The 25,663-nt window shown below is 68.9% G+C and carries 22 protein-coding genes; 9 read left to right on the top strand and 13 right to left on the bottom strand.

Going from position 1 to position 25,663, the window contains the following annotated elements; all coding sequences use genetic code 11:
• Positions 1-2 precede the first annotated feature (2 nt).
• A complete protein-coding gene (locus BN976_RS10160) occupies positions 3-1,016 on the bottom strand; it encodes a TIGR03617 family F420-dependent LLM class oxidoreductase (RefSeq protein WP_036370263.1) in 1,014 nt (337 codons plus the stop codon).
• Between the two features lie 22 nt (positions 1,017-1,038).
• Positions 1,039-1,647: a TetR/AcrR family transcriptional regulator gene (locus BN976_RS10155; RefSeq protein ID WP_036370261.1), complete on the bottom strand. Its 609-nt coding sequence runs from the start codon at positions 1,645-1,647 to the stop codon at positions 1,039-1,041.
• 343 nt (positions 1,648-1,990) lie between these two features.
• On the opposite strand from BN976_RS10155, the gene BN976_RS10150 reads away from it, so the two are divergent.
• Together BN976_RS10150 and BN976_RS10145 are read left to right on the top strand one after the other, a co-directional pair.
• Positions 1,991-2,236: a type II toxin-antitoxin system VapB family antitoxin gene (locus BN976_RS10150; RefSeq protein WP_036370259.1), complete on the top strand. Its 246-nt coding sequence runs from the start codon at positions 1,991-1,993 to the stop codon at positions 2,234-2,236.
• Positions 2,233-2,628, top strand: a complete 396-nt coding sequence (locus BN976_RS10145) for a type II toxin-antitoxin system VapC family toxin (protein WP_036370257.1) — start codon at positions 2,233-2,235, stop codon at positions 2,626-2,628. The genes BN976_RS10150 and BN976_RS10145 overlap by 4 nt, the downstream gene beginning before the upstream one ends.
• 73 nt (positions 2,629-2,701) lie before the next feature.
• Here the strand turns inward: BN976_RS10145 and BN976_RS10140 are convergent, their stop codons facing one another.
• The 3 genes from BN976_RS10140 to BN976_RS10130 are packed head-to-tail and all read right to left on the bottom strand — an operon-like array spanning position 2,702 to position 8,245.
• Entirely contained in the window at positions 2,702-6,064 is a 3,363-nt protein-coding gene (locus tag BN976_RS10140) for an ATP-binding protein (RefSeq protein ID WP_036370255.1), read from the bottom strand.
• Positions 6,057-6,746, bottom strand: coding sequence for a DUF4194 domain-containing protein (locus tag BN976_RS10135; protein ID WP_036370252.1), 690 nt, complete (start codon positions 6,744-6,746; stop codon positions 6,057-6,059). The genes BN976_RS10140 and BN976_RS10135 overlap by 8 nt, the downstream gene beginning before the upstream one ends.
• Positions 6,743-8,245: a DUF3375 domain-containing protein gene (locus BN976_RS10130; RefSeq protein WP_051558377.1), complete on the bottom strand. Its 1,503-nt coding sequence runs from the start codon at positions 8,243-8,245 to the stop codon at positions 6,743-6,745. Before BN976_RS10130 ends, BN976_RS10135 begins: the two co-directional genes overlap by 4 nt.
• Positions 8,246-8,444: 199 nt before the next feature.
• On the opposite strand from BN976_RS10130, the gene BN976_RS10125 reads away from it, so the two are divergent.
• The 5 genes from BN976_RS10125 (at position 8,445) to BN976_RS10105 (ending at position 12,329) form a co-directional block, all read left to right on the top strand.
• On the top strand, positions 8,445-9,191 hold the full coding sequence (locus tag BN976_RS10125) for an alpha/beta fold hydrolase (protein WP_036370553.1): 747 nt from the start codon (positions 8,445-8,447) through the stop codon (positions 9,189-9,191).
• A 5-nt stretch (positions 9,192-9,196) separates the two neighbouring features.
• Positions 9,197-9,823, top strand: a complete 627-nt coding sequence (locus BN976_RS10120) for a DUF1345 domain-containing protein (RefSeq protein ID WP_036370551.1) — start codon at positions 9,197-9,199, stop codon at positions 9,821-9,823.
• A 131-nt stretch (positions 9,824-9,954) separates the two neighbouring features.
• Positions 9,955-10,341 (top strand): DUF6766 family protein, encoded by a 387-nt coding sequence (locus BN976_RS10115; RefSeq protein WP_235622019.1) that lies wholly within the window; start codon positions 9,955-9,957, stop codon positions 10,339-10,341.
• Between the two features lie 48 nt (positions 10,342-10,389).
• Positions 10,390-11,796 carry an IS1380 family transposase gene (locus tag BN976_RS10110; RefSeq protein WP_036367445.1) on the top strand — a complete coding sequence of 469 codons (1,407 nt, stop codon included), beginning with the start codon at positions 10,390-10,392 and terminating at the stop codon, positions 11,794-11,796.
• Between the two features lie 152 nt (positions 11,797-11,948).
• On the top strand, positions 11,949-12,329 hold the full coding sequence (locus tag BN976_RS10105; protein ID WP_235622018.1) for a DUF6766 family protein: 381 nt from the start codon (positions 11,949-11,951) through the stop codon (positions 12,327-12,329).
• On the opposite strand, the gene BN976_RS32540 is transcribed toward BN976_RS10105, so the two are convergent.
• From BN976_RS32540 to BN976_RS10085, 5 genes are all read right to left on the bottom strand, one after another.
• Positions 12,326-12,508: a hypothetical protein gene (locus BN976_RS32540; RefSeq protein ID WP_084182261.1), complete on the bottom strand. Its 183-nt coding sequence runs from the start codon at positions 12,506-12,508 to the stop codon at positions 12,326-12,328. The two genes, BN976_RS10105 and BN976_RS32540, sit on opposite strands and share 4 nt — an antisense overlap.
• Positions 12,509-12,552: 44 nt before the next feature.
• Positions 12,553-13,917: a flavin monoamine oxidase family protein gene (locus BN976_RS10100; protein WP_036370248.1), complete on the bottom strand. Its 1,365-nt coding sequence runs from the start codon at positions 13,915-13,917 to the stop codon at positions 12,553-12,555.
• Between the two features lie 343 nt (positions 13,918-14,260).
• Positions 14,261-15,292: a threonine aldolase family protein gene (locus BN976_RS10095; RefSeq protein ID WP_011778448.1), complete on the bottom strand. Its 1,032-nt coding sequence runs from the start codon at positions 15,290-15,292 to the stop codon at positions 14,261-14,263.
• Between the two features lie 71 nt (positions 15,293-15,363).
• Positions 15,364-17,712, bottom strand: coding sequence for an AAA family ATPase (locus BN976_RS10090; RefSeq protein ID WP_036370247.1), 2,349 nt, complete (start codon positions 17,710-17,712; stop codon positions 15,364-15,366).
• Positions 17,709-18,392, bottom strand: a complete 684-nt coding sequence (locus tag BN976_RS10085; protein ID WP_036370245.1) for a TVP38/TMEM64 family protein — start codon at positions 18,390-18,392, stop codon at positions 17,709-17,711. The genes BN976_RS10090 and BN976_RS10085 overlap by 4 nt, the downstream gene beginning before the upstream one ends.
• A 37-nt stretch (positions 18,393-18,429) precedes the next feature.
• Between BN976_RS10085 and BN976_RS10080 the strand changes: the two genes are divergently transcribed.
• The gene (locus BN976_RS10080) at positions 18,430-19,047 is read left to right on the top strand and encodes a hypothetical protein (protein WP_011778451.1); all 618 of its coding nucleotides are present in this window, start codon (positions 18,430-18,432) and stop codon (positions 19,045-19,047) included.
• Entirely contained in the window at positions 19,047-22,178 is a 3,132-nt protein-coding gene (locus BN976_RS10075; RefSeq protein WP_036370242.1) for a helicase HerA domain-containing protein, read from the top strand. Before BN976_RS10080 ends, BN976_RS10075 begins: the two co-directional genes overlap by 1 nt.
• Before the next feature lie 34 nt (positions 22,179-22,212).
• On the opposite strand, the gene BN976_RS10070 is transcribed toward BN976_RS10075, so the two are convergent.
• From BN976_RS10070 to BN976_RS10060, 3 genes are read right to left on the bottom strand one after another with little or no spacing between them, the layout of a single operon-like run.
• Positions 22,213-23,847 carry an amidohydrolase gene (locus BN976_RS10070; protein ID WP_199558921.1) on the bottom strand — a complete coding sequence of 545 codons (1,635 nt, stop codon included), beginning with the start codon at positions 23,845-23,847 and terminating at the stop codon, positions 22,213-22,215.
• 26 nt (positions 23,848-23,873) lie between these two features.
• Positions 23,874-24,602 (bottom strand): SDR family NAD(P)-dependent oxidoreductase, encoded by a 729-nt coding sequence (locus tag BN976_RS10065; protein WP_036370240.1) that lies wholly within the window; start codon positions 24,600-24,602, stop codon positions 23,874-23,876.
• A gap of 10 nt (positions 24,603-24,612) precedes the next feature.
• The gene (locus BN976_RS10060) at positions 24,613-25,626 is read right to left on the bottom strand and encodes an acetamidase/formamidase family protein (protein ID WP_036370543.1); all 1,014 of its coding nucleotides are present in this window, start codon (positions 25,624-25,626) and stop codon (positions 24,613-24,615) included.
• Positions 25,627-25,663: the final 37 nt, after the last annotated feature.

The following is a 25,663-nucleotide window of genomic DNA, read 5'->3' as shown; positions in this document are numbered from 1 at the left end:
CTTTACCGCTGAAGGCGCTGTGCGACGTCCCCGTACCGCTCGAAACGCTCGGGATCGGCCAGCGCGTTGTACAGCACGACGCGGGTGGCGGTCCCCCCGTACTTGGCGGTGAGCGCGTCGGCCAGGCCGTCCCACGTCGACTCGGTCGCGAACGTGGCGATGTGCTCGTCGGTGATCTGCGCGGCCATGCCTTTGACGTCGCCGGCCTTCTGCCTCTCCCGGATGCGGGCGGTCGTCCCCTCGAAGCCGGCCTCGTCCCAGATGAACGAATAGTTCGGGGTGCTGCCGTAGAAGCTCATGCTCGCCCGCACCAGCTCGCGTTCTCGGTGTCGTTCCTCGTCGGTGTCGCCGACGATCGTCATGACGGGCACGATCACCGCGATGTCGTTCGGTGAGCGTCCTGAGTTCTGTGCTCCCTCAGCAAGTTTCGGCATCACATGGCGCGCGATGTAGCCCGGCTCGCCGAGCGGGTGCACATGCACCCCGTCGGCCACCTCGCCCGCCATCCGCAGCATCCACGGGTTCACCGCCGCCACGTCGACTTTCGGATCCGGTGCGTCGATCGGCCCCGCGCTCCACTGCGGGGTGATGAAGTCCAGGTTGTAGAACTCGCCGTGATGGTCCAGCTTGCCCGTCCGGAACGCCGCGAAACAGGCTTTGACCGCCAGCACGTAGTCGCGCAACCGTGGGCCGGGATGCTCGAACTCGGCGCCGTACCGTCGCACCACGTGCGTGCGCACCTGGGTGCCCAGGCCGAGACGGAACCTGCCACCGGTCGCCTCCTGCAGTTCCCAGGCCGAGGCGGCCGTCACGAAGGGACTGCGCGGGAAGGCGACCGCCACGCCCGTCGACAACTCCAGCCCCGGCGCGGCATGGGCAGCCACCGCAGCATTGAGGTAGGCGGTCCGGCCGGTCTCGGTGAACAGCAATCCGCTGAATCCGGCCTCCTGGGTGTGTCGGGCCAGCTCACCGGTCGACTGCAGGGGCTGCGGAGTCGTCATCACGTCGACGTGCACGATTCGCACCCTACGCGCAGCACTACCCGCAGGCAGGCACCTTCATGACCCGCTCGGTGAAGCCCAGGATCGGCTTCTTCAGCGCGGTGACGGCATCGCCGTCCGCGTTGGCCAGCGCGGTTGTCACCAGTGTCGAGATGCCCGCGACCAGCATCTGGCACGCGAACCGGTCGGCCTTGCTGCGGGCCTTGAACACCTTGGCCACGCCGGACACGAACTCCTGCTGCAACTGGGCGCGCTGACGCACGGCCTCCGGTCCTGCCGCATTCACCTCGACCAGGAACAGCCGTGCGGTGGTCGGGTCCAGGGCGAGGAAACCCAGGTACCGGTCCAACAAGGCCGCGAAGCGCTGCATCGGTGTGCCGGCCGCCGGTTCTACCTGAATGGCGTCGATGACGTATTGCTGCATGCGCGCGTACGCGGACATGAAGCAATCCTGCTTGGACGTGAAGTGCTGGTAGAAGGTCGCCTTGGAGACGCCGGCCGCCGCGGTCAGGTCGTCGACCGTGGTGTCGCTGTAGCCCTTCTTGGCCATGACCACTGCGAGCGCCTTGAACAGCCGTTGCTGCTGGTTGTCGGCGACCTGTTCCCTGGAGAGGTGGTGACGGCCGGAGGCGAGCCGGTCGGGCATGCGGTGGCCTCCTCGAAGCCCGTTGGCGTGCTGTTGAGCAGTATAGGAGTCGACGAATCATGCGCTTGCCGGAGTCGTCAAGGCTGGCGTGGCGATTCAAAAACGGAACGGTTTTTGAAAACGATGCGGTTTATGTACGATTTGTGTGGTCTGTCTCATACGAGCGGTCGAGGCTCGCTCGGCGAGGGGTTGAGCGAGGCCTCCACAAAGGACGCGTTGGTGTCTGGTGGCGCACAGAGGGGGAGTGTGGTCACCAGAGCCGCGCCGTCAGTCCGCCGATGACATCGGAAGCCCTCAGCAGGCATGATCCGAGGTACCATTTCGTGGGTGGAAGGGTACCAACATGGCGTTGAACATCAAGGATGAGAAGGTCCACGACGCGGTGAAACAGCTCGCACGCCTCACCGGGGAGTCTCAAGCTCAGGCGGTGGCGACAGCGGTGCAGGAGCGGTTGTCCAGAGTCCAGCAGGACGATCTCGCGGAACGCCTTCTAGCCCTCGGACGTAGGACCGCGCAGCGGATGACGTCGGCGACCAATGACCTCGACCATGGCGAGATGCTCTACGACGATGCAGGACTACCGCGATGATCGCCGATTCGTCGGCGATCATCGCGATTCTGCGGGACGAGGACGACGCGGTCGATTACGCCAGAGCGGTCGCCGCCGCCGACGTACGTCGACTGTCCGCGGCCAGCTATCTCGAGTGTGGAATCGTGCTCGACGCGCAGCGCGATCCGGTCGTGAGCAGAGCTCTTGACGAACTGATCGATGAAGCGGCGATGACGATCGAGCCGGTGACCGAGCGCCAGGCCAAATTGGCGCGCCGCGCGTATGCCGAATTCGGAAGAGGGAGCGGGCATCCGGCCAGATTGAACTTCGGCGACTGTCTGTCGTACGCGTTGGCGCTGGATCGTCGTGAACCACTTCTGTGGAAAGGCAACGACTTCGGGCACACCGGCATCGCGTCCGCACTCGAGTAAGTCTTTGCCGCGTCGAGACTGCATCGGCTGCGGTCTTCACGCACGTTTCGCCCCGCTACACGCAATTTCGGCGTCAAACCCCGGCGGGCACCTTCGCGCCGGCCCGCATCTCCCGGCGCAGCTGCCCGAACTCCGAGATCGTGCGCGTCGCCACCGTCGCCACCGGCCGCGCGTTGCGGCCCGTCGCCTCGGTCTTGGACACCATCACCACGCTGTCGATGTAGGGCTGGATCGTCGTCGCGTTCTGCACCGTCGCGACGATCACCAGCTGGAACCCGAACTTACGGAACGCCTGCAGCGCCTGCTGCGCGAACTGCGGATCCGACTTCGAGAACGCCTCGTCGAGCATCAGCTGCGCGAACACCGGCCGGTTGTCCGTGCTGTCGGGCGCCGCAAGGTTGAAGCTCAGCGCACCGGCGAGGCAGAACGCCATCAGCTTCTCCTGCTCTCCGCCGGAGTTGTCGCCGGCGTTGGAGTGCGTGCGGATCAGCTCCTCGCTGGCGACATCCCACTCGGCGCAGTCGAACGTGAACCGGTTGCGCACGTCGAGCGCGTCGCGGGTCCACGCCTTGTCCTCCGGCGCCGTCGACGCCAGCCGGTTACGCAGCCGCAGGATGTCGGCGTACTGATCCAGGATCGCTTGCTTGTCGCCGAGCCCGACCTCGGCGATGCGCCGCGAGATGGCCCGCACGATCTCGGTCAACTCGGACACCGCCGTCAGGCTGCGCGGCGTGGCCCGCAGCGTCAGCCGGGTGCCGCGGTTGAACTCCACCGACCCCAAACCCGTATTGACACGGTCGATCTGGTCACTGATCCGCCGGGTTTCCTGCTCGGCCACCCGGTGCAGCGTCAGGATCGCATCCGGCGCCTGCTCGGTGACCAGACGCATCATCCGCTCGTAGGCCTCGGGCAGCTCCCGCTCGTCGATGTGCCGGCACAGCGCGACGTAGTCGTGCACCCGCTCGTCGAAGTTGTCCGAGTCGTTAGGGATCGCATCCGGGAACGAGGTGTCGAACGTGTTGAGGATGCGGGCCAGCTCGTCGTAGGAGCGGCGCCGGCTCTCGCGCAGCTGTTCGCGTTCCTTCTTGATCGCGGTGAACAACGCGTCGCGGTGCGGCTCCGGGTCCAGCAGCTCCAGGCTCACCGGCACCTGGTTGGCGTAGCGGCTCAGCAGGTCGGTGAGCGGCTCCGAGACGAATGCCGGCTGCAGCCGCTCCTGAAGTTCGAGGAGCTGCGTGCGGCGGGAGTCGAGGTCGTCGCGGCGGGTCTGGATCGCACCCCGGCGCGTCATCAATTTCTGGATCTGCGACCAGCATTCGTCGGCGCGGGCGTTGAGCGCCTCGATGTCGGGGTGGTCGGCCAGCAGCAGCTCGTACTGTTCGCGCAGCCGGTCGGCGTGCCCGTCGGCGGTCTCGGTGTCGATCTGGCTCCACTGCGGGAACTGCTCGCAGATCGCCTTGCACGCCGCGGCCCGGTCCCGCCAGGTCTGGCGCTGCGCGGCGATGTCGTCGGCGACGCGCCGCGCCTTCTGATAGGCCTCCTCGGCCGCGGCCAGGTCGACGGTCAGTGCGTTGATCTTCGCCGACACGTCACCCTGATACAGGTACTCGGACTGCTTGAGTGGGCGGCGGTCGTCCTTGATCGCGAGCCGGTCGGAATCCTTGTACAGGCCGGTGTCGGTGACCGCGCGGCGGAACCGGGCGAACACCTCGGGGGTGTCGACGCACACGTGGTCGCCGGCGGCGGTGACCACGTCGACGGCCTCGGCGGCGCACGGGTGGGCCGGGTCGACCGCGAACAGCTTGGCCGCCAACGTGTTCGACTCCGGATCGACCGGCTCGGCGCCCAGGAACTTCGCCCGCACATGGTGCAGCTGCAGCCGTCCCCGCATGTTCGTCTCGTTGACGAACTGCAGCACCTTGGTCCAGTGCTGATCGGGCACCATCAGCCGCAGCCCGACACCGCGCAGCACCTTCTCCACCGCGGTGCGCCAGCGAGTCTGGTCGGGTTTGAGGTCCATCAACTCGGCGATGTAGGGCAGGTCGATGGAGTCGACACCGACCGCATTGCAGATCTGCTCCCGCATCACGAGCGCGAACTCCGGCAGCGCCGAGCCGACGTGCTCGACACGTTTGAGTTCCTTGGCGGCTTCGTCGCGGGCCATCCGCGCCGACTTCTGCGCGTACTCGGCGTCGGTGGAGGCCTCACGGTTGCGCTCCACCTTGGCCAGCAGCTCGGTGGCCTGCGCGAGCAGCTCTTCGCGCAGGTTCCAGAAGTCGTCGGCCGTCTCCGGCACGTCCAGCTGCTGGGCGGTGAGCATGTCCTCGTAGGCGCCGCGCCGGCGCGACACCTGCTCGGCCTCGGTCTCGGCGGCGGTCACCTGCGACTGCAGCGGGCCGATGCTCGCGCTGGACCCGCTGATCTGTGCGTTGAGTGAATCCGCCTCGGCCTTGGCCAGATTCAGGCTCCGGGTGACGTCCTCGTACTCGTTGTCGAGCTGATCGATCGTGGTGTCGAGCTGCGCGATCTGCGCCGGGCACTGCGTCACCCGGACATGATCGGTGTAGGCCCGCACCATCGGCAGGTCGACCAGGTCGATGATGCCGAGATCGGTGGATTCGGATGCGTAGCGCTGCTGGATCTTCTCGATGTCGCCGAGGATCTTGCGCTTCTTCTGCGCGACCGCCAGCAGTTCGCGCGCCTCCACCAGCGGGTCGATCTGCTTGAGCGCCTCCGGTAGCCGGGTCAGGCTCTCGGGCTCGTCGAGCATGAACTCGCGAACGAACTGTTCCAGCCCGCCAACGCTTTTCAGCGATTTGGCCTTGCCGAGCAGCTGCTGGGCCGCATCCGAGGCGCGGATGCCGATGGTCGCGTACAGCTGCGCCAGGTACTGCGACTCCACCTTGGTGGTGAACCGCCAGCCGTCCTCCTTGAACACGCCGGTGTCGAATCGTCCTGCGGCCCAACGGTTGCAGACATCCTCGATGTCGAGATCGCCGTCGCCGAGCACGAAACGGCTCGACGAGTCGTTGCGCGATTCACCGGTCAGCCACTTGAGCACCAGGCCCGTCACGGTGCGTCCGGAGTCGCTGGCGTAGGTGACGGCCACCGCCGACCAGGCGGTGCCGTCGCCGCGCAGGTACATCACCCGGCTGGTGCCGCCGTCGCTGCGCTGCCCCCACGCGCCGCGCACGTACTTGTCCACGGTGCGCCGGCCCGCGCTGGATCCTGCCGCGGTGTTGTCGCCGGAGGCGTTGAAGTTGCGTCGGTTGAACGGCAGGAAGCCGAGCGAGATCGCGTCCAGCAGTGAGGATTTGCCGCTGCCCGAGGCGCCGGCGATGAGTGCGCCGCCCTCGCTGAACGGGATGTCGTGGTAGCCGTCGAACACGCCCCAGTTGATGACCTGGAGCCGGGACAGGTGGAATTGCTCAGTCAAGATCGGTCTCCTCGGCCGGCGCCCCTCCGTTGAGCAGCAGCTCGAACTGCTGCTGCAACTCGGTGATTACGCTGGCCGTCATCACGGCGGTGATCACCGGGCTGATGGTGTAGCTGTCCTCGTCGTCGCGGCTCTTGCGCAGGATGTCGAGCCCGGCCAGCCGGGCGATGGCGGCGTCGATACGACCCGCGAACGTGACGGCGTCACGGTCGGTGTCGTTGAGCACGCCGGAAAACAGGCCGTGCATCTCCTCGCGGCTGATCAGCACGCTCTGTCCGCCGGCGGCGCGCATCATCTGCGCCAGGTGCAGCGCCAGGATCGAGTCGTAGGTGCCGAGCGGCTCGCGCCGGAGAAGCTTTATCCCCTTGGCGGATTCGTAGCGGGCCTGCTCCACGAACGCCACGTCGGTACCGTCCACGATGCGCAGGATCAGGTCGAGTTCGGACAGTCTGGTGGCCAGCTGCCGGCGGTATTCGAGCACCCAGGCGTAGATGTCGGCGTCGGATTCGGCGCTGATGTAGCGGCGAGTCAGCAGGTGTTGCAACGCCCAGCAGGCCCGGTCGGGTAGTTCGGAGACGTCGCCGTCGAAGCGCGGCCTGCGCTGGTGTGGGGGACGGGCGGTCTGGTCGACCTGCGGCAGTTGAGAGAACGCCTCGAAGTCGGTGTCTTGTTCGGTGGTCACTGCGCGGCTCCGACGCTGATCGGTTCGGTGAACAACAAATGGGGAACGGCGATTTCGCGGTCCTTGCCGTCGAGGGACCGGAACCGGACCGTGGTGGACGGGGCCTCGTGCTCGTTGGGCTGCTTGAGCGCCCACGACCACAGCACGATGACATGCCCGAGGTAGGCCCCTTGTCCGGAACGGCCGAGCATCTCAATGGCTTCCGGCAGTGACACCGGACCCTTGGTGACCGCGGCGTTGAGCATGTCCGACATCGCGGGCGCGTCGACCTGGGTGGTCAGCGCCGCGAAGCTGGTCAGGTCGACGTCGCCGCCGGCGGGCTTGGCCGGCTTCGGGTTGGACAGGTCGCCGATCTTGAAGCTCAGTGCGCCGACAGAGCTGATGGTGTGGCGGGCCAGCGGCAGCTCGATGTCCAGCCGCGAGTCGATCAAGCTCGATTTGAGGAGATTGCGCGCCGCGCCGATGGCCTCGTTGAGCTGGCGGGCCACCCCGCGGCTCTGCTCCAGCGTCCCGAACGCGGTGAACCGCTTGACCCGCTGGGCGCAGCGCTGCTGGATGCGTTCGACCTCGTCGATCTGGTGTCCGACCAACTCGAAGAAGCCGGCCATCACCTTGCGCAGCGCGGGGTCGAGGTGGGGCAGCGCATCGGCGACGGCGGCCACGTCGGCCTCGAACTCGGCGCGCTGATCCGGGTCGTTGATCATCCGCAGGAACGCGCGGTGGCTGTCGCGGCCCTGCGAGTCCCAGGCAGCCTGGTAGTCGGCGTACATCTGGCGCTGCCGGTCGCGGTACTCGACGTTGGAGTCGATCGGCTCGTCGAGCGCGGCGGTGGCCTGCTCGATCATCGAGCCGTACTGACCGATGTCGGTGATCAGGCGTTCCATCTGCATCGCGATGGCGCGGGCCTCGTCGTAGGCGTCGGTAGCGTCGGTTTCCGAGAAAGTGCGTCGCTCGCCCCTGTCGAGTTCGTCGAGTTCCCGGTGCAGAGCCTCGATCTCGGCCTCGATGCTCTTGCGGATGCGGGCCGGGTCGCCGCCGACCTTCAGGGCCACCTGCTTGAGCCGGGACGCGATGCCGTTGATCGAGCCGCCGGTGGCGATGGTGTCCTGGCGGCGCATGCCGCGCAGGAAGTCCAGCGCCCGGCGGGCGTCCTGGGTCAGGTAACAGACGTTCTGGTCGCTGCGGGGATCCACGATGCGGTGCAGCCAGCCCTGGCTGGCCCACGACTTGATCAGCGTCAGGCCGGACTGGGGGTCATCGAGCTCGTCGAGGTCACGCTCCAGCCGGACGACAAGCTCCGTCTCCGGCGTCACACCGTCGGCCAGATGCCGCTCCATCAACGTCGCATACAGGCCGAGGTTGGTGGTGGCCAGCAGCCGGATCGCGCGGGAGGCCTGCAAGTCGCGGTTGAGTTCGAGCAGGCCGGACGCAGACAGAGTGGAGTTGTCGTGCACCTGGCCCCTCGATGTGCGTCGTGTCGTTGCTGGACGCCCCAACATAGGCCACGGCGGGGACATCGCCCGCCTGGGGGACGGGAGTGTCGTCGGCTTTTCGCCGGGGGCTGTGACGTATGTGACCAGCGGGATTGCAGTGTGTGCTGGGGTTTCGGCTCGCTTGTGGTGACCGGCGTCGCGCGGCGGAAATCACGACCGTGTGTGCACGCTCACGGTGCATCGCCGGCGTGCCAGGATGAGCGGCATGACGCTGGTGTTTGTCCATGGCAATCCCGAAACCGACGCGATCTGGGGACCGCTGACCGCGGTGCTGGGCCGCGACGACGTGGTGCTGCTGTCGCCGCCCGGCTTCGGTGCGCCGCTGCCGGACGGCTTCGGCGCGACGATGCTCGAGTACCGCGACTGGCTCGAAGCCGAACTGGAGCGGATCGACGGCCCGATCGACCTCGTCGGTCACGACTGGGGCGGCGGCCACGTCGTCAACGTCGTCATGCACCGGCCCGAGCTCGTGCGGAGCTGGGTGAGCGACGTCGTCGGCCTGTTCGACCCGGAGTATGTCTGGCACGACATGGCCCAGGTGTGGCAGACGCCCGGCGCGGGGGAGGAATCCCTGGACGCGATGCTCGGCGGTGGACTGACCGCGCGCACGGAACTGATGGCCTCCTTCGGCATTCCGGCCGACATCGGCGCGGCGATCGCCGAGCATCAGAACGACGACATGCGCACCGCGATCCTGGCGCTCTACCGCTCGGCCGCCCAACCGGCGATGGCCGAGGCCGGCCGCGCACTGGAGTCGGCGGCGGCGCGGCCCGGGCTCGCGCTGCTGGCCACCGACGACCCGTTCATCGGTGCGAACGACAACCGGCGACGGGCCGCCGAGCGCGCCGGTGCCCGCGTCGCGGTGCTCGACGGGCTGGGGCACTGGTGGATGGTCGAGGACCCGCATCGCGGCGCGGAGGCGTTGACGGAGTTCTGGGCGACGCTGGGGTAGTGCACATGCGGCTGCACAGCCCCGCCGTGCGTGTGCTGGGCGGCGCGGTAATCGGTCTGCTGGCAACAGGTTTCGCCAGCTCGATGGGGTTTCACTGGTTCTCCCTGTTGATCGGGTGGGACGTCCTGGCGGTGACGTTCATGGTGTGGACCTGGGTGGTGATCTGGCCCTACGACCCGGCGGAGACCGCGTCGCACGCCGACTACGAGGAACCGGGCCGCCGCACCGTGCACGGGCTGATCCTCGGGGGCGCGCTGGCCAGCCTGGTGGGCGTCGGCCTGCTGCTGGCCAAGGCGCGCCCCGACCACTTCGAGGTCGTCGCTCCGGCCGTCGCCGTGGCCAGCGTGGTGATCTCGTGGTTCGCGGTGCACACCCTCTACGCGCTGAGCTACGCGAAGATCTACTTCAAGGAAAAGCCGGTCGGCGGAATCGATTTCAACACCGACGTGCCGCCGCGCTACAGCGACTTCGCGTACGTCGCCTACGCCGTCGGCATGAGCTTCGCGATCTCGGACACGAACCTCACGTCGTCGAAGATGCGCGCTGCGGCGCTGGGTCACGGCCTGCTGTCGTATCTGTTCGGATCGGTGATCGTCGCGTCGGTGGTCAATCTGATCGCCTCGGGGCTGTGAATCGGGCCGGCGAGCGTGCGTCTTTGCGGGCTTTTTCACGGTGTGTCGGCCGCAGACACGCACGCTCGCGGTACGGAGTTCGTGGGGTTGTGCGTGCATAGCCACCCCCGAACGGGGGTACATCCAGCGAAGTGAAGACAAGAAGCGGCAACTGGGTGCGCGACAACGGCCTGCTGTTGGCGTGCCTGGGCCTGTTCGTGGTGTTTTTCGTCGGCATGATCGTCTCCGGTGCCGCGACCTACAACGAGGAGCAGCTGGACCACGGATCGCAGGAGACGGTGTCGCTCCTCGGTTACCTGCTCAGCGGCGACTTCGTCGAGGCGACCTTCGAGAACTGGGAGTCCGAGTTCCTGCAGATGGGCATGTACGTCGTGCTGACGGCATTCCTCTACCAGCGCGGCTCGGCCGAATCCAAGCCGATCGACGGGGAAGCGCCGCAGGACAAGCCCGGATTTTTCGTGAAGTGTTGTGATTTTCGGGGTGTAGATACGCGAAAGTGCCTGTCCTGCAAGGAATAATTGGACTTCTCTACGGTTCAATCGTTCCTACGGGAAGGCACCTCGCAGGTGAAGAATATCGTGGCCGCAGCGCGGGTGAAAGTGTCCGCCGATGGGCAGGGCGTGGTGTCGCATGCCGGGATGGGCTTGCTTCGTGAGCTTGCCGATCTGACGGGGTTATCGTCGCAGGTCACCGCCGTGCTGGCTGACACCTACCGGGGCCCGTGGGTGTACGCACCCGGTGAGGTGTTCGCCGATCTGGCCGCAGCGGTCGCCGACGGGGCCGATTGCATCGATGCGGTCGGCCAGTTGTGTGGGGACCGTGAACATGTGTTCGGCGCGAAGGCCTCGACAACCACGATGTGGCGGTTGATCGATGAGCGCATCGACGCCGCCCACCTGCCCGGGGTGCGGGCTGCACGAGCCGGCGCACGGGCCGCAGCATGGGCGGCTGGAGCCGCCCCCACTGGTGAGGGCTGGCTGCACATCGACCTCGATGCCACCCTGGTCATCGATCACTCCGACAACAAGACCGGCGCCACCCCGACCTGGAAGAAAACCTATGGTCACCATCCGTTGCTGGCGTTTCTGGATCGTCCCGAGATCGCCGGTGGGGAAGCGCTGGCCGGGCTGCTGCGCACCGGTAACGCCGGCTCCAACACCGCCAGCGACCACATCATCGTCTTGCACCACGCGCTGGCCTCGCTGCCGCCGCGATGGCGGCCCCGCCCAGGTAGTCCACCAGATTCGGATGCCTGCCGGGTGCTGGTGCGCTGCGATACCGCTGGAGCCACCCACAAGTTCGCCGACGCCTGCCGCACCGCCGGGGTGGGATTTTCCTTCGGATACCCCGTCGATGCGCGGGTCCAGGACGCGGTCGACACCCTCAACCTCGGCCAAGCCTGGTATCCGGCGATCGACACCGACGGCGGCATCCGTGACGGCGCCTGGGTCGCCGAAGCCACCGGCCTGGTCAACCTGAGCAACTGGCCCGCTGGCACCCGGCTGATCCTGCGCAAAGAGAGGCCCCACCCGGGTGCGCAGCTGCGGTTCACCGATGCCGACGGGATGCGGGTCACCGCATTCATCACCGACACCGAACCCGGCGTCATTGCCGGTCAGGTCGCCGGATTGGAGCTGCGGCACCGCCAGCACGCCCGCGTCGAAGACCGCATCCGCGAACTGAAAGCCACCGGGCTACGCAACCTGCCCTGCCAGTCGTTTTGGGCCAACGCCGCCTGGCTGGAAATCGTGCTGGCCGCCGCCGATCTGGTCACCTGGGCCCGGCTGATCGGCTTCGGTGACCACCCCGCACTGGCCCGCGCCGAGATCGCCACCTTCCGCTACCGGATCCTGCACGTCGCTGCCCGTATCACTCGCAGCGCCCGCCAGGTTCGCCTCCGTATCGACGCCACCTGGCGATGGGCATCAGCGATCGCGACCGCCTGGCAACACCTACGCACCGCTTTCGGATAACCAGCAAATCACTCGACCCACCGACCACGAAAGACCAGGCCCTGGGAAAGCCCGCCCCACCCGGCGACACGGGACACCCCACCACGCCCGCCACCCGACAACGACCACCCAGCAACACAATTCAGTGACCGAGCGGACCCGTCATCAACTCGATGCAAAATCGAGGCAAGGACCCCCGCCTCGAGAAGCTCGATGCCTCGATGCCGTGGCCGGTGCGCCGGGGCGGCGTCGCCCTCCGCTTCTACGAGCATTCGCTGGCCATCGCGTTGTTCGTGTTGTTCTTCGCATCGTGGGGACTGCACGCGCTCGGTGGCGCGGCGGCATTCAACGAGGAGCGTCTGCAGCACGGGCAACCCGCAGTGTCCGTGCTCCAGTACCTCACGACCTCACAGTTCTGGTTCGAGTCGATGCAGAACTGGCAGAGCGAGTTCGTCGCGGTGGCGGCGATCGTGGGTCTGTCGATCTTCCTGCGGCAGCGGGGCTCCGCGGAGTCGAAACCCGTGGCCGAACCGCACCGCGAGACCAGCAGCTAAGTCCGTTGTGCGGGGCCGGGTTCCGGCGTGGTGGACGGCCCGGGCGGCGCCTCGGGTAGATCGTCGGGGACGAGGCGTTCGGGAACCTCGGTGGGGGTGAGGCGTTCGGGCTCTTCGGCCGGGGTGAGGCGCTCGGGAGGTTCGGTGGGCGCGTTATCTCGGGGCAGGGTGCTGTTCATGACGGGGGCGTACCCCGAGTCGGAACGGGGTAACCCGACCGGGGTCACGATGTCGCCATCGCTTCGTGCTCGACGACCTCGGCGGCCGCGCGCTCCCCGGAGCGCACCGCGCCGTCGATGAATCCGTACATCAGTGCCGACGATTCGGTTCCGGCCCAATGAATCCGGCCGCACGGCCGGCGCAACGCCGGTCCGTACTCGGTGAGCACGCCGGGCGGGGTGTGGGCGATCATGCCGCCGCCGGAATAGCGCTCCACCGTCCAGTTGTGCTCGATGTAGTCCAAGGGTGACAGCGCCTTGTCACCGAACCGCTCCGCGACAGCGGCGAGCACCGCCTTGCGACGGTCGGCGTCGGACAACTTGCACAGCTCCCGCGCTTCCAGGCCTTCGGTGATGGCGGTCAGAATCCCGGGGCTGCCGGTGTCGGTGCAGGAGTCGATCGTCAGGTTGGCCGCCGAACCCGGCGCGAACGACTGACCCGACAGGCCGTCGGCCCGCCAGAACGGCTCGTCGAAGACCATCGCGATCTTGAACACCGCCCCGCTGGGCATCCGCTGGTGCAGGAACGACCGGTCCACCGGCAGCATGGGTTCGTAGAGGATGTGGGACGCGATCGCGATCGGCACCGTGACGATCGCGCGACGGGCCCGCACCACCCTGTCCTCGGAGCGCACGGTGACGCCCTCCGCGTCCTGGGCGATGCTGCGCACCGGTTGCGAAAGCTGGACGACGTCTCCGAGTTCGGCCGCCACGGCCCGGTGGATCGCCCCCATCCCGCCGACCGGCCGGGCGTCCTCGGCGGCATCCTTGACGCCCAGGACGAAGCTCGGCCCGCCGGCCGCGGCCATCTGATACAGGCAGAACAACAGCGACAGTTCCGAAGCCGCCGACGTGTAGAGACCCGACACCGCCGACTCCAGCAGCTGACGGGCCGGTGTGGACAATGTGTTGCCGTCCAACCACTTTGCCCACGTCACCTGATCCCACTTGTGTGCCTTCGGTGCGGTCCACGGCGCCTCGGGAGGAATGGACTTGCACATCCGGGTGAGTTCCAGGAACACCACGCCGAGGTTGGCGACGGCGAACGGACTCATCGACATTGGAATCGTGCCGTGATAGCGGTAGGTCTTGCCGTCGATGAACATCATCGCGTCACCGTCGACGTACTGCTTGTAGCTGGGAATCCCGAACTCCTCCATCAGCGCGTAGATCCGGTCCTGGCCGGGTCCGATCCAGGCGCCGCCGCGATCGATCCACGTGCCGTCGTCCCGGTTGACGGTGAAGGTTCGGCCGCCGATGCGGTCCCGCGCCTCCAGCAAGGTCACCGAGTGCCCAGCCTGCTTGAGCCTCAGTGCGGCAGTCAATCCCGCGAAACCCGCACCTACCACGCAGTAGTCCAAGTCGACCATGGTTGCCCCTGCGAGGTTCGGGCGCGAGGCCGGCTCGGCCGGGCGCAATCGTGTTGCGGGCCCTCGGATCCGGGGACACGGCTGATGTCAGCTAACAGCGTCCGCCTTATTGCAGACGGAGTCAATATGCGGGCCGGCCATGCTTGATTCGGCAACCACGTGCCGGGCAGATCGCCAAAGTGCCGGGCGGATCGCGAAAGTGCCGGACGGATCGCGAATGTGCCGGGCGGGTCGCGAATGTGCATTCGCTGTCGCCGAGGTGCCGGGCGGGTCGCGAATGTGCATTCGCTGTCGCCGAGGTGGGCGCGCAGCTACAGAGTATGCACGTTCGCGGTGGCGCTACTCAATTTCCGGCGCTGCGCAGCGCGGCGAGCGCGTCGTCGACCTCGGTCTCCGTCGTCGACCACGAGCACACGAACCGCACCACCGGCTGGCCCGGATCGGGCTGGTGCACGAGATAGCGCTCGGCCAGCCGCCGGTGCGCCTCGCCGTCGAGCTTGACGAACACCTCGTTGGATTCGGTCGGGGACGCCAGCTGCAGGCCCAGCGCCTCCAGTCCCGTACTGAGCCTGCGCGCCATCGCGTTGGCGTGCGCGGCGTTGCGCAGCCACAGCCCGCCCTCGAAGAGCCCCGCGAACTGCGCCGCGACGAACCGGTGCTTGCTCGCCAGATGCCCGATCTGCTTCTGCACGAAGTGAATTCCGTCGAAGTGCGCAGGGCGGCGGACCAGGATCGCGTCACCGAACATCAAGCCGTTCTTGGTTCCGCCGACGCTGACGATGTCGGCGTCGCCGATCGCCTCCAGCGGTGAGATGCTCAGGGCGGCAACGGCGTTGGCGATCCGGGCGCCGTCGACGTGCACCAGCAGGCCGAGCGCGTGGGCACGGTCGACGAACTGCGCGACGGCCGTGGCGCTCCACACCCGGCCGTTCTCGGTGGACTGGGTGATCGAGACGATGCGCGGCTGGGAGTGGTGCACCGCGCTGCGGCCGCGCACCCTTCGTTCCAGCTCGTCCGGTGAGATCAGACCGTCGTCGCTGGCCAGCCGGGTCAACTGCGCACCGGACAACCGCACCGGCCCGCCCGCCTCGTCGACCAGCACGTGGGCGACGTCGCTGCAGAAGATCTCGTGCCACGGCCGCACCGCCGACGCGAGCGCGATGATATTGGCGGCGGTGCCGGTGAAGGCGAACAACACGTCGGCGCCGGGGGACTCGAACGCGGTCCGCAGCGCTTCCGCGGCCTCAGCGGTGACGGGGTCGTCGCCGTAGGACGGTGCCGGCCCCTGGTTCACGTGGTGGAGCGCTTCGAGGACCCTGGGGTGCGCGGGGGCGGCGTTGTCGGAGGCGAAGGCGGCGGACGGCACGCGTTCCATTGTGCGCCGAGTGAGAAGCCAGGGCTGTGGTCGGGAGGTTGAGCGCAGCCAGGAACGCTATTCCGCGGCACTCAGCCGGCGGGACCCAGCCAGGCGAAGAACTCGTCGGCGGTGAACACCGGCTTGCCGTACTCCATGGCCTTGCGCGCCTTGCCCGACTGGGTGCCCGCCTCGGCAGTCACCAGCACGTCGCAGCGGGTCTTGCTCACCGTCTTCACCGGCGTCAGGCCCGCCGCGGTCGCCAGCCGTTCGATCTCGTCGCGCTCGACGATGCGGCCCGACGGATCCTGTGCGGTTCCGGTGAAGCAGATGCGGACGCCGGGAGCCAGCGTGGCGCCGATGTCGTGGCGCACCAACACCTCTGCACCCGAGAGGATCTCGACGCCCAGCAGCTCCTCGGCGCGCGCCAGCCGGGACATCACCTCGTCGGTGAGCGGCACCCGCGCCACCGCCGACCGCAGCTGGTCGGCCACCGACTGCCGCGCGGCCGCCTCCCACCCGGTGCCGTCACCGGCGGCCGGTGCGTCACCACCCAGCAGCACCGCGCCGACGTCGCGGCTGATCCGCAGCATCGCCGACAGCCCGGGCAGGTGATCGGCCACCGGCGTCGCCGCCGACGGGTCACGGCTGACCAGGAACCCTGCCGTCTCCGCGGATTCGGGTTCGTCGAACGCCGAGGATCCTGCCGGGGCGTCGGTGGCGCGAAACGCGTCCAGCGCCGAGCGGGCCCGCTCCAGCGCGGTGCGCCCCGACACCCTCGTGCCGCGCAGCTCCACCCCCAACGGCATGGCCGTCACAAAGCCCAACCGTTTGAGCTCGAAGTCGAGCAGCCCGAGCTGCTCGTCGACCCCGGCGCCCACCGGGGTGCACCCGGCCAACATCGGCGCGATCACCGCCCACGCCTCCCGCAGTGTGGGCGCCAGCAGCACGTCGGACACCGTGATGCCGAACCGCGTGCGCGCGTCGGCGAGGTCACGCTGCGGGTTGACCAGCGTCGTGACCGCGGTGCCGTCCTCGAACGCCACGGCCAGCTCCACCGGCCGTGGCCGCGACATCCGGCCCTCGTCGCCGACGGTGAGCAGCCCGATCGCGCAGTATCGCCGCGCCCCGCCCTCGCCCGGCGAGGTGCGCAGGAACCGGGCGACGCGGCGGTCGGTCTTCAGATCCTTTGGCAGCACAGGCCGTTTCAGCACCAGGCCGGCCAGTGACGTGCACCGGCTCAGCGCCACATACAGCTGGCCCGTCGAGAACATGCCGCCGGTCAGGTCGACGACCACCCGCTCCAGCGTCTGCCCCTGGCTCTTGTGGATGGTGATCGCCCACGCCAACTTGAACGGCAGCTGGGTGTACGCGCCGACCACTTCGCGGCCCAGCGACGAGCCCGACATCACCGGCCGCGTCACCTCCCACGTGAACGGCGTGACCTCGGCGGTGGTGCCGTCGGGGAACTCGACCTCGACCACCGCGCCGTAGCGGTCGTAGCCCACACCGACCACGCGGCCGACGGTGCCGTTGACCCAGCGGTTGCCCTGGTCGTTGTTGAGCATCATCACCTGCGCGCCGACCTTGAACCGCAGCGTCTCCTCGACGGGCGGGTCGAACAGGTCCAGGTCACCGGATGTCGTGGCGTGGTGGGTCATCTCGTCGCCGGGCAGTCGCTCCAACTGCTGACGGTTGCGGGCGGTCACGAGGCGGTTGGTCGGCGCCAGCGTCAGCCAGAACTCGTCGTCGGGCGGCACGAAGTCCTTGTCGGCGCGCGCGTTGAGCTGCTCCTGGGCATGCCCGAGCAGCACGCCTTCGCGAATCTCGTTGAGAATGGCCGTCATCCGGTCGTCGCCGAGCTGGCGGAACACCGTCGTCAACGTCACCGTCGGGAAGTCGGCGCGGTGGAACGAGCGGGCCGAGAAGAAGTACGGCGTCTCGTACGTGGTCTGGAAGTAGGGGGCTTCGTCCTCCCGGACCACCGGCGGCAGCTGGTACAGGTCGCCGACGAGCACGATCTGCACCCCGCCGAACGGTGTGCCCGGCGCGGGCCCGAACCGCTCCAGCGCGGCGGCGACCATGTCGAACACGTCGGCGCGCACCATCGACGCCTCGTCGACGATCAGCGTCTGCAGCGACGCCAGCGTCTTGGTGAACCGGCCAGGCTGGTAGGACCCGGCAGCCCCAGTACCTCTGATCTCCTCCAGCGTCGTCGTCGACCGGAACCCGAACAGCCGGTGGATCGTGTAGCCGTCCACGTTGAGCGCCGCGATGCCCGTCGGCGCCACCACGACCACGTTGCGGTCGGTCTCGGCCAGGAACCGCCGGATCAGCGTCGACTTACCGGTGCCCGCCTTGCCGGTGAGGAACAGGTGCTCGCCGCCGGCCAGCAGCGCCAGCGCGTCGCGGAACTCCCCGGTGAGGACGAGGCCCGTCATTCCCGGGACCGCCACGCCCGCCAGCCGCGGTGCGCCGCGAACGCGCCCACCACCGCCGTCACGCACCACACCACAACCGCCGCGGCCAGCAGCGGCGCCGAGAACTCGCCCAGCGTCGACCCGACCGCGGTGTACACGAACGCCTTGGGCGCCGACCCGATGAGCGCACCCGCGGCCATCTGCCACAGCGGCACCCCGAACGCGCCGAACGTGTAGGACGCCAGCGCGTCGTTGATCCCGGGAATCCAGCGCTGACCGACCACGGCCCACAGCCCGCCCCGCTGGATCAGCCCGTCGATGCGCTCCGCGCGGTCGGCGCCGAGCAGCCCGCGGGCGCTGTCGCGACCCGCGCGCCGGCCCGCGAACGCGCTGATCACCGCCGAGCCCATGGTGGCGCCCAGCGTCACGAACGTGCCTACCAGCGGACCGAACAGGAACCCGCTGCCCGCGGCCAGCAAAGGCCCCGGCACCAGCAGCGCGCCGAGCACCGCCGATACCGCCACGTACGTCAGCGGCGCCGCAGGCCCCGTCGACTCGATCAGACCGCGCACCTGCGCGACGTCGATGACACGCTCGACCGCGGTCAGGTAGTACAACACCGCCAGCACCGCGCCGAACAGCGCAAGCCGGGTGATGTGCCTGCGCCGCGACGTCTCGGGGGTGCCTTCGGTGTCTTCCATGCGCACGCAATCCTGCCGTACTCGTTAAGTTGGCAGCGTGACTGTGACGGCGACGGACCTGACCGGAACCGAACGAGCGGTGCTGCTGGTGCTGATGGCCGAATCGCGGCCGGTGCCCAACCCGGAACTGGCGGCGCTGGGACCTGCGCTGGACAAACCCGGCCGCGACAAACTCAACCGGCTCGGCCTGATCGAATCCGAGCGGGTCGGGAACAGGTTCGTCCACGAACTGACCGACCGCGGCTGGCGGCTGTGCCGCGACCTGCTCGCCGCCGGCGCGCCGCCGCGCTCGACCGGGCCTGCCAAGACCCTCTACACGGTGCTCGGCGCGCTGGGCCGGTACCTGCAGCACACCGACCTGAGCCTGGCCGACGTGTTCGGTGCTGCTGAGCCGCCTGCCAGCGTCGAGGAGCGCATCCGGGCCGCCTACGACGTGCTGGCAACCCGGCCCGGCGGCTGGGTGTCGCTGACCCGGCTGCGCGCCGAACTCGACGCACCCCGCGCCGACGTCGACGCCGCGCTGGTCGCGCTGCACCGCACGCCGGGGGTCAGCGTGATCCCCGAAGAGAACCAGAAGACGCTGACCGCCGAGGATCGCGCCGCGGCCGTGGTCATCGGGGACCGGCCCAAGCATCTGATCGCGATCGAGGCGTGATGGACACGGTGCAGCGCGAGGCGTTGGCCTCGCTGAGGCTGACGTGGGCGCCCACCTCCGACGACCTGTGGCGGCCCCAGGGGGCCACCCACGTCACCGGGCTCAACGAACACGCCGTCGACGACGTGATGGACGCGTTCGGCGACGCGCTGGCCGACCCGGCGTCCACCCCGCTGGGTGTGGTGATCCGCGGCCCCGCCGGATCGGGCAAGACGCATCTGCTCGGCCAGATCCGCGAACGCGTGCAGGACGGCGGCGGGTTCTTCTTCGTCGTCGAACTGCTCGACGCCGCCAGCTTCTGGGAATCGGTGCGCAGCGGCATGCTGGAGAGCCTCGGCCGTCCCGGGGCGAACCGCGAGACGCAGCTGAAGGACCTGCTGTGGGAACTGGCGTCGCTCGCGCACGTGTCACGCGCCGACCGTCGCGCGATCATCGGTGACGACGACCTCGACCCCGAAACGCTGTACCGTTTCATCAAAGCGCTCTCATCGGCGGCGAAAGAGACTGTGCGGCAATGCCATCAGGTGCTGCGTGCGCTGGTGTTGCTCGGCTCCAACGACTTCGTCGCCCACGACATCGGTGAGGGCTTCCTGGAGGGCACCGAGGAGTTCACCGTCGAGGAGCGCGGGCCGTGGGGGCTGCGGTCGGCACCGGCGTCGGCGCAGGAGTGCGTGCGCGACCTGTCGCGCCTGGTGGCGCTGGCCGGGCCGTCGGTGCTCGCCGTCGACCAGATCGACACGCTGATCGCCCAGTCGGTGGCCGCCACCGGGCAGTCGACCGGTGACGGCGGCATCGTGCTCGAGCAGGTGGCGCACGGGCTGATGGCGCTGCGGCAGACGATGCGGCGCACCGTGACGGCGGTCGCGTGCCTGCCCGCGGTGTGGGAGCACATCCGCGACCAGGCCGGCGCGGCCGTCGCCGACCGGTTCCGGGTGACCGGCGTGCTGACCCCGCTGCCCAGCGCCGACATCGGCCGCGCGATCCTGGAGCGTCGCTTCGCGGCCAGTTACGCCGCGACGGGCTTCACCCCGCTATACCCGAGTTGGCCGCTGGCGCCCGAGGCGTTCGAGGAGGCGCCGTCCTACACGCCGCGCCAACTACTGATCCGCGCCGACACACACGTGCGGGAATGCCTCAAGCACGGCACGGTCGTCGAGCTCACACATCTGCGCGCCGACGCCCAGCCGACATGGGAAACGCAGTCGCCGAACGGGAATGCGCCGGTGTCCGGTGCGCTGGACCGGCGGTTCGCCGAATACCGGCGGCGTGCGGTGCCGGAGGCGGCGCTGGCCCACGACGGCGAAGACACCACGATGCCCGAACTGCTCTCCGCGGCGCTGACGGCGTGGATCGCCGAGCGCGACGGCGAGCAGACGTTCGTCTGCGACCCGCCGCCCGGCGCGCACGTGGTGCTGCACGCCCGGCTGCGCGAAAGCCTGGACTCCGCCACCGACGACGAGCGGCACTGGGCGTTCCGGGCCGTCGCGGCCACCAACGCCACCGCCGCGCTCAGCCGGATCCGAAAGGCCGTCACGGCAGCGGGTTTCGGCGCGGGAAGCGATCGGCGCAGTCTGTTCCTGCTGCGCAACTCGCCGTGGCCGAGCGGACCCAAGACCGCCGCGGTGATCGACGAGTTCCTGGCCGCCGGCGGACGGGTGCTGCCGTTGTCCGAAGACGACGTGCGCACCATGACCGCGTTGCGCGACCTGATCCGCGACGACGACCCCGACCTTCCCGGCTGGTTGCGGGCGCGCCGCCCTGCCCACGGGTTGACGCTGCTGGCCGAGGCGCTGGGTGACGGCCCGGCCGAGCCGGTGGCGGTCGTGCCCGAGGATGGGCCGGAGGCCGCCCTGCCCGTGGACGAGCCGGAATCCGTCGTGGACCACGACTATGAGGTGCCCGACACCGAGCTCCCGCTGGGCCTGGATGTGCACACCGAAGAACCGGTGACCGTGGGGCTTTCGGCGCTGCGCAAACACGTCGCGATCTTCGCCGGCTCCGGGTCGGGCAAAACGGTGCTGATCCGTCGGCTCGTCGAGGAGTGCGCGCTGCGCGGTGTCTCGTCGATCGTGCTGGACCCCAACAACGACCTGTCCCGGCTGGGCACCGGGTGGCCGCAGCCGCCGGACGGGTGGCGCCGCTCCGACGGTGCGCGCGCCGACGACTACCTGCGCCACACCGAGGTGACGATCTGGACGCCGCGCCGCACCAACGGGCGGCCGCTGGCGTTCCAGCCGCTGCCCGACTTCGCCAGCGTCGTCGCCGACTACGACGAGTTCACCGACGCAGTCGAGTCGGCCTGCGCGGCGCTGGAGCCGCAGGCGCTGATCACCGGGAAGACACAGAAGGCCACCCGGTCCCGCGCCGTACTCCGGGAAGCGTTGCAGCACTACGGCAGAACGCCGTCGCCGACGCTGGACGGCTTCGTCCGGCTGCTGGCCGACCTGCCCGAGGACGTCAGCAACATGGCCGGTGCCCATGCCATCGCCGGTGACCTCTCGCAGAACCTGCGGGCGGCGATGGTCAACGACCCGCTCTTCGGCGGCGCCGGAACACCCGTCGACCCGGGCGTGCTGCTCACCCCGTCCGACGAATACCGCGCCCGGGTGTCGGTGATCAGCATGATCGGCCTGCCGTCCGACGAGCAGCGGCAGAGCTTCGTCAACCAGCTGCAGATGGCGCTGTTCGCCTGGATCAAACGCAACCCGGCCGGCGAGCGTCCCCTCGGCGGGCTGTTGGTGATGGACGAAGCTCAGAACTTCGCTCCCGCACGGGGTTTCACCGCGTGCACGCGCAGCACGCTGGCGCTGTCGTCGCAGGCCCGTAAGTACGGGCTCGGCCTGGTCTTCGCCACCCAGGCGCCCAAGTCGCTGAACAACAACATCCCGGGCAACGCGGCCACCCAGTTCTACGGCCTGCTCAACGCGCCCGCCCAGATCGAGGCGGCCCGCGAGATGGCGCGCGCCAAGGGCGGTCTCGTCGACGACATCAGCAGGCTGCGCGCAGGCAACTTCTACGTGGCCGCCGAGGGGGAGGCGTTCCACCGGATCGTCGCGCCGTGGTGCCTGTCCTACCACCCGTCGAGCCCACCCTCGGCCGAAGACGTGCTCGAGTTGGCGATTTCGGTGTAGTCGGTCACGCTGACGTTGACCGACTACGCCGAAATCAAGCCGGGGAGGCGAGGGTGCCGCGCAGATAGGTGCCGACGACCGAGGTGGACGGCAGCTCCAGCGGCGGTGTGACGCGGGGATCTCGGTCCAGCCACACCATGTCCGCGCTGAAGCCGGGTTCGAGGATGCCCCAGGTGTTCTCGGCGAACGCCTGGTGCGCGACGGCGGCGGTGTAGGCCGTCAGTGCGCGTTCGACGGGCAGGATCTCATGGGGTGTCCATCCGCCCGGCGGGTCGCCGTCGGAGGTGGTCCGCGACGCGGCCACGGCGACGCCGTCCAGCGGTGCGCCCGAGGACACCGGCCAGTCGGAGCCGAACGCCAGCGGGGCGCCCGAGGCGTCCAGCGTCCGGATCGGATACTGGCCGTCCGCGCGGTCGGCGCCGAGCCGCGGGATCGTCAACACCGTCATCAACGCGTCCAGCTGAGCCCACAACGGCTGCATGTTCGGGATGACACCGAGCGCGGCGAACCGGTCCAGATCGCCGCGGTCGACGAGCTGGCAGTGCGCGATCACCGCCCTGCGGTCACGCGGACCGTTCTGCGCGGCAACGTATTCGATCGCGTCCAGAGCCTGGCGGACTGCGGCATCGCCGATGGCGTGGATGTGGATCTGCAGACCGAGCTCGTCGACGCGGCGCGCCGCCTCCGCCAGCGACTCACCCTCCCAGTTGCGTTGACCCGCGTGGTCGTGCAGACCCGTGCAGTACGGCGCCAGCAGCGCCCCGGTCCCGTTCTCCACCACCCCGTCGGCGAAGAACTTCACCGTCTGCGCGGTGAGCAGTGGTGATCGCGCAGCCTCGACGAGGGCCCGCTGCTCGGCGAACTGAGTGACCTGCGCGTCGAAATGGCGCGGGTCGGCGTACAGCGCGAGGTTGAACCGCATCCGCAGCGCCCCCTGCCCTGCTGCCGCCACGTACGTCGCGACGTCTGCGGGCTCCACCCACGCGTCCTGCACCCACGTCACCCCGCGGGACAGGTAGTAGTCGGCGGCGGTTCCCAGCGCACCCACGCGCACCGCCTCGTCCCGCGGCGGCATCGCGTTCATCACCAGATCGGTTGCGCCCCACTCCCGCAACGTACCCAGCGGAGATCCGTCGGCGCGGCGCGGGATCTCGCCCAGCACCGGTTCGGGTGTCTCGGCGGTGATGCCGGCGCGCTGCAGCGCCGCCGAATTGCACCACACCGTGTGGTAGTCCCACGCGCGCAACACCACCGGGCGGTCGGGTACCGCGGCATCGAGCCAACGGGCGTCGAACAACCCCTCGGGGGCCAGGCTGCTGTCGTAGGACGCGCCGACGATCCAGTCCTCGTCGGGATGGTCGGCGGCGTACTGCTGCACGGCCCGCACGATCTCGTCGACCGAGCCGCATCGGCGCACCGGCGGACCGACCGCCTCCAGCCCGCCGTAGAGCGGATGGGCGTGCCCGTCGGCGAACGACGGCATCAGGAAGCCGCCGTCCAGGTCGACGTGATGCGCCCCGCCCCATTGCCGTGCCTTGTCCCCGAGCGCGGCGACGACACCACCGTCGATCAGCACGGCATCGGTGTCGCCGCGGCCCGTCCAGATGGTGCCGCCGGTGAACAGGGTGGGCGGGGCGGTCAAGACAGCGATTTCGGTGTCGTTGGTCACGCTGACGTTGACCGACTACGCCGAAATCACAGTTGGACGCCGCGGGTGAGGGCGCCGTCGACGAGCAGGTTGGTGCCCGTGATGAAGCTGGCCGCCGCGCTGGACAGGAACACCACCGCGTTGGCCACCTCCTGTGGCGTCGCCATCCGGCCGGTCGGGTTCAGCGCCAGCGCGGTGGCGAACAACTCCGGATCGCTCTGCTCGATCGACGGCCACACCCCGCCCGGGAAATAGGTGTTGCCGGGGCTGACGGTGTTGGCGCGCACACCCTGGGCGGCCAGCTTGAACGCCAGACCCTGGGTGTAATGGATGATCGCGGCCTTCATCGTGCCGTACGGGCCTGCGGCGAAATCGATCTCGCGGCCCGACACGCTGGAGATGGTGACGATCGACCCGGCGTCCGCCTCGAGCAGATACGGCAATGCCGCGTCGACCAGATTGACCGTGCCCATCAGGTCCACGTCGAACGAGGTGTGCCAGTTCTCGTGCGTCTCGGGGATCGCGAGCGCACTGACATTGGCGACCACACCGTCGAGGCCGCTGAACGCGTCGGCGGTGGCGTCCACCCACGTCGCGAGCGCGGCACCGTCGCCGACGTCCACCGCGGTGCCCACCGCGCCGGGCACCGGCTCGTAGGTGCGCGCGCAGTAGGCGACCGACGCACCCTCGGCGAGCAGGCCCTCGACCACCGCGCGGCCGATCCCGCGGGTGCCGCCCGTGACAGCGAAGCGCTTGCCCTCAAGGCCGAGTTCCATAGCAGTCCTCCTAGTAGTTGACGGTTCCCAATGCTGCTGCAGCCGAACGCAATTCCGCGTGAATACCTTGGTATGCGGGTGCCGCCGGCAGCAGCCGCTTGTCGATCTTGGTGACCGAGCTGTAGTTGGTGTCCACCACGTTGGCGATCGGCGCCAGCGAGATCTGGGTCAACAGCTGGTAGGCGTCGAGTCGGTCGAGCCCGTAGAGCTCACCGAGCCAGGTGATCATCTCCACCTGCCCGGCCCGCCACGCCTCTTCCAGCGGCCGGCCCGACCCCACGCACATCAGGTGGGTGTCGGTCTCCAGCCGCGGCCACGCCGGGCCGCCACCCTTGATGAGGTCGACGATCGCGGTGACGTGCATGGCGCCCTCCACCGCGGTGCCGCACGACTCGCCCTCCCCCTGCCGGTAGTGCCCGTCGCCGAGCGAGAACAGCGCCCCCGGCACATTCACCCGCAGATAGCACGTCGCGCCCGCGGCCATCTCCGGCGTGTCCATGTTGCCGCCGAACACGTCGGGCACCAGCGACGTCCGCACCTCGCGGCGGGCCGGCGCGACGCCGACGGTGCCCAGCATCGGGTTGGCGGGCAGGGCCACACTGAAGTCACTGCCCCGCGCATCGAAGGCCAGAGTCTTTGCCGCCGAATCATATTCGTAGATCCAGGTGCGTTCGGGGAGTGCGTCCTGCAGCGTCGGGCTGGCCGGCACGCTGGTCAGCCCGCCGAAGAACGGGATCAGCGTCGACGCGCCCCAGCTGCGCGCCGGGGTCAGGTCGACCAGGTGCACCGCCACCGTGTCGCCGGGCTCGGCGCCCTCGATCCAGAACGGCCCGGTCTGCGGGTTGAGGTCCTCGGTGTCCAGTGCCGTGGTGGCGACGCTGTCGGTGCTGGTGATGCGCCCGCCGTAGGCGTCCTCGGTCCACAACGTCAACACCGTGCCGGGGCGGATCCGCATCACCGGTTCCGCGCCGCCGAAGGTGAAGCTGAACTGATCCGGCGACGGGACGAAGGTGACATGGTCCATGGCGCCATCCTTGTCCGTCCGGGCCTGGAGTGCGCGT

It is taken from the genome of Mycolicibacterium austroafricanum, assembly GCF_000612725.1.
Lineage (GTDB): Bacteria > Actinomycetota > Actinomycetes > Mycobacteriales > Mycobacteriaceae > Mycobacterium > Mycobacterium austroafricanum.
The sequence above is the reverse complement of the archived record's forward strand: the minus strand, read 5'-3'. Positions and strand labels throughout refer to the sequence as shown.